The 3,145-nt window shown below is 59.3% G+C and carries 6 protein-coding genes and 1 pseudogene; 6 read left to right on the top strand and 1 reads right to left on the bottom strand.

What is annotated here, in order from left to right; genetic code table 11:
• Positions 1-104, bottom strand: a pseudogene (locus QZ506_RS10155) (IS5/IS1182 family transposase); the annotation flags it as partial.
• A gap of 23 nt (positions 105-127) precedes the next feature.
• Here QZ506_RS10155 and QZ506_RS10150 point away from each other — a divergent pair.
• Genes QZ506_RS10150 through QZ506_RS10125 form a run of 6 tightly spaced genes read left to right on the top strand, consistent with a single transcriptional unit; the run spans position 128 to position 3,026 of the window.
• Positions 128-640 carry a hypothetical protein gene (locus QZ506_RS10150; RefSeq protein WP_291970866.1) on the top strand — a complete coding sequence of 171 codons (513 nt, stop codon included), beginning with the start codon at positions 128-130 and terminating at the stop codon, positions 638-640.
• On the top strand, positions 615-983 hold the full coding sequence (locus QZ506_RS10145; protein ID WP_291970864.1) for a hypothetical protein: 369 nt from the start codon (positions 615-617) through the stop codon (positions 981-983). The genes QZ506_RS10150 and QZ506_RS10145 overlap by 26 nt, the downstream gene beginning before the upstream one ends.
• On the top strand, positions 983-1,876 hold the full coding sequence (locus QZ506_RS10140; RefSeq protein ID WP_291970861.1) for a phage tail protein: 894 nt from the start codon (positions 983-985) through the stop codon (positions 1,874-1,876). The genes QZ506_RS10145 and QZ506_RS10140 overlap by 1 nt, the downstream gene beginning before the upstream one ends.
• Positions 1,876-2,103: a tail protein X gene (locus tag QZ506_RS10135; protein ID WP_291970859.1), complete on the top strand. Its 228-nt coding sequence runs from the start codon at positions 1,876-1,878 to the stop codon at positions 2,101-2,103. The genes QZ506_RS10140 and QZ506_RS10135 overlap by 1 nt, the downstream gene beginning before the upstream one ends.
• Positions 2,091-2,528 (top strand): hypothetical protein, encoded by a 438-nt coding sequence (locus tag QZ506_RS10130; RefSeq protein ID WP_291970858.1) that lies wholly within the window; start codon positions 2,091-2,093, stop codon positions 2,526-2,528. The genes QZ506_RS10135 and QZ506_RS10130 overlap by 13 nt, the downstream gene beginning before the upstream one ends.
• Positions 2,529-2,549: 21 nt before the next feature.
• Positions 2,550-3,026 (top strand): phage late control D family protein, encoded by a 477-nt coding sequence (locus tag QZ506_RS10125; protein ID WP_291970856.1) that lies wholly within the window; start codon positions 2,550-2,552, stop codon positions 3,024-3,026.
• Positions 3,027-3,145 lie beyond the last annotated feature (119 nt).

Raw genomic sequence — 3,145 nt, 5'->3', positions numbered from 1 at the left:
GCAGCAATGGCTGATTCATCTAGCCATACGGTTAGAGAACCGCGCTGCTTGAGGGCCTTGTTATAAGAGGGCCAGTTGGTGATTTTAAAATTTTGTTTTGCCATGGAGACCTGATTTTGAAACAACTGTGGTGATCTGCTTCGATGATTACCCAAAAGTTCTATTTATTCAACAAAGCCGGGAGCAGCTCACACCGAAAGTCGTCGGATTCGTCGATACGGTTGTGCCTTTGATAACTCAGCTCAACAGCTGGGTTCAAGCTAACCCACAGCTTGTGCAAGGCATTGCAGGTGTTGTTGCCGGGTTACTCGTATTTAAAACAAGTCTTGTCGTGTTGAGAATGGCGCTCAATCTGGTTGCATTGACACCGATGACCGCTATCTGGAAGGGTTTCCTAACCCTACGGAGCGGCTGGTTAATGATGTCTGCCGCTTTTAGCCAGGGCGGCAGCCTTCGCCGTCTGGCCGGACTCATGGGCCGACTCTCACGCGGCGCGTTACGTTTGGGAGCGGTGCTCGGCGGCGGACTGGTGCGTGGCCTGATGATAGCCGGACGTGCTGTGCTGTTTGTGGGTCGTGCGCTGATGCTGACCCCCATTGGGCTGCTGGGTCTTTATGGGCTTTGGGGACAATATCGTTGAGGGGGCGGCAATCGGTATCCGACGCACCACCCCAAAAACTCGCAGCGCGACCCGCGACTGGCTGGCGGCGTTGTTGCAGGCAGGCGCAGGGCTGGCACTGCCGGGTCTGCCTGGATGGCGACCCGCTCCCATCCCCTCGGTACCGAACGGGGCGGGGCCGATGGGGCATGGGACGACAGGACAGGGCGGTATCGTGGTGCATTTCAGTCCCAATATTGTGCTTGATGGTCGGTCGCAAACCCCCGGCTCGGCGGTGCAGCAGGCGTTGAGTCTGGGTGTGCGCGAACTGGAGCAGATGCTGGCGCGCGTACTGCAACAACAGCAGCGCAGGAGGCTGGAATAATGTTTGCCGTATTGGGGGATATCCCTTTTCAGCTGGGTACCAGCTTTGATGCCCTGGACGGAACTTTTGGCAATGACTTTGCCGAGCAGGCACGTATTGGCCACAAGCCGGGCTTACAGTTTACCGGGGCAAAACTGGATGAGTACCATCTGACCCTGGTGCTGCATCAGCGTTACTGTGACCCGGCGCGTGAGTGGCAACGGTTGCAGGCGGCGAGCCGTGCCCATCAGGCGCTGGCCTTTGTGCTGGGTAACGGCGATTACAAGGGCTGGTTTGTGATCACCAACCTGTCGCTGAGTACCCAGCTCTGCAGCGCGCAGGGCAGTGCCCAGGCGCTATCGGTTGAGGTGACGCTGCGCGAATATACCGGCGACCCGCAAAAGCCGCTCCGCCCCCCTGCCGTTAAAGGCGGGTTGCCGAACCTGAATCAGACCCGGCAGGCGGCCTTGCCCGCGTCGGGGCTGGGGCAGACGCTGCGCCAGGCGGTGGGCTTTGCCCGGCAGGCGCAATCGGCACTACAGACCGCCTCCAGCGTCATCCGGGTAGCGCGCCAGATGAAAAGCAATCCGGTGGCGGCGCTGACCCGCGTACCCGGCGTACTGACCAGTCTCGGCGATGTGGCCGCCCCACTGGCGCAATCGCAACCCTGGCTGCGCCAGCTTACCGGCACCTTACCCGACGCTATCCCGCTCCTGCGGGCGAGCGGTGAGGCGGCAACGATGATAGACCATGCCCAGGACACCCTGCGCGGCCTTGCGCCGGGCGAGAGTCAACATCTGCCCGGTGCGCTCGATACGGTCGCCGGTCTGGTTGGCAATGCCGTGACGGTTTACCAGCATCAGTCAGCACCGCTCAGTCGCCTGGCCAGCCGTATTATTAGCCGGAGGGGATAATGATGTCTGCTGATACGCCTGCCGTCATGATCCATACCACCCGTGAAGGCGAACGCTGGGACACCCTGGCGCATCACTATTATGGCGAACCGCTGGGCTATGGGCGCATCATTATGGCTAATCCGCAGGTGGCTATTACTGCGTCGCTCCCGGCAGGGATGCAGCTGCTTATCCCTGTCATTGCCGCGGATGACACCGAGGAGAACACGCCCCCATGGCTGCGCTAACCCCCCGGTCTGACACGATAACCCCGGTAGATATCCCCACCTTTACCCTGCACTACGACCAGAAAGATATCTCGCGGGAAGTGACGCCTTATGTGCTGTCGGTGAGCTTTACCGACCGGCTGGCTGGGGAATCGGATGAAATTGAAGTCGAGCTGGAAGACAGTGACGGTCGTTGGCGCGAGGCCTGGTATCCGGGCAAAGGCGACAGCCTGACGCTGGCGATAGGTCTGGCCGGTCAACCACTGCTGGTGTGCGGGACGTTCTCCCTGGATGAGCTGGAATTTTCCTGCCCGCCCGACAGCGTACGGTTACGGGGGCTATCGGCCCCGGTCACCCGCGCGTTGCGTACCCGCAGTAACCGGGCTTTTGAAGCCACCACGCTGCGGGCTATCGCCAGCCGGATAGCCAAAAAACAGCATCTGTGACTGGAAGGTACGATTGCGCCTTTGGCGCTCGAACGGGTGACGCAGTATAACGAAACCGATCTGGCGTTTATCACCCGACTGGGGCGTGAATATGGCTATATTGTCAAGGTGACCGATAAGGCGCTGGTGTTTTCCCATCGTGCGACATTGCGCGAAGCATCGCCGCTACTGACGCTGACGCCATCTGAAGTAAGCCGCTTTACCCTGCGCGATACGCTTAATCGCATTTATCAACAAGGCAAGGTCAAATACCAGGACACCCGCACCAAAAAACTGGTCACTGTCGGCGTACTGGCCGATGGCAGCATCGGCACGGTGGCAGAGGAAACCGTCCCTGCCAAGGGAGGGCGCGCCACCAGTGCCGATACGCTGCAGCTGCAAAACCGGGCACGCACCCGCGATGAAGCGGTCGGTAAGCTGTGTGCCGGGCTTAACCGCCACAATGAATACCAGCGCACGGCAAATCTCAGTCTGCCGGGGGCTTTGTTGAATAAATAGATTTTATGCTGGCAGCCCAGCGAAACGACGGATCCTCGCAACGTAAAATCATGCAGTTAGGCCTCATGAGAAAAGTGTACACCTGAGATGACAAGCATTTTCAACCAAAACTGGCATGG

It is taken from the genome of Candidatus Symbiopectobacterium sp. (assembly GCF_020054415.1).
Classification (GTDB): domain Bacteria; phylum Pseudomonadota; class Gammaproteobacteria; order Enterobacterales; family Enterobacteriaceae; genus Symbiopectobacterium.
This window is presented reverse-complemented; position numbering and strand designations above follow the sequence as displayed.

What these genes read in the sequence shown, in the direction of transcription:
- QZ506_RS10145 (WP_291970864.1), top strand. Translation starts at nt 615, where the DNA reads ATGGGCTTTGGGGACAATATCGTTGAGGGGGCGGCAATCGGTATCCGA.
- QZ506_RS10140 (WP_291970861.1), top strand. Translation starts at nt 983, where the DNA reads ATGTTTGCCGTATTGGGGGATATCCCTTTTCAGCTGGGTACCAGCTTT.
- QZ506_RS10135 (WP_291970859.1), top strand. Translation starts at nt 1,876, where the DNA reads ATGATGTCTGCTGATACGCCTGCCGTCATGATCCATACCACCCGTGAA.
- QZ506_RS10130 (WP_291970858.1), top strand. Translation starts at nt 2,091, where the DNA reads ATGGCTGCGCTAACCCCCCGGTCTGACACGATAACCCCGGTAGATATC.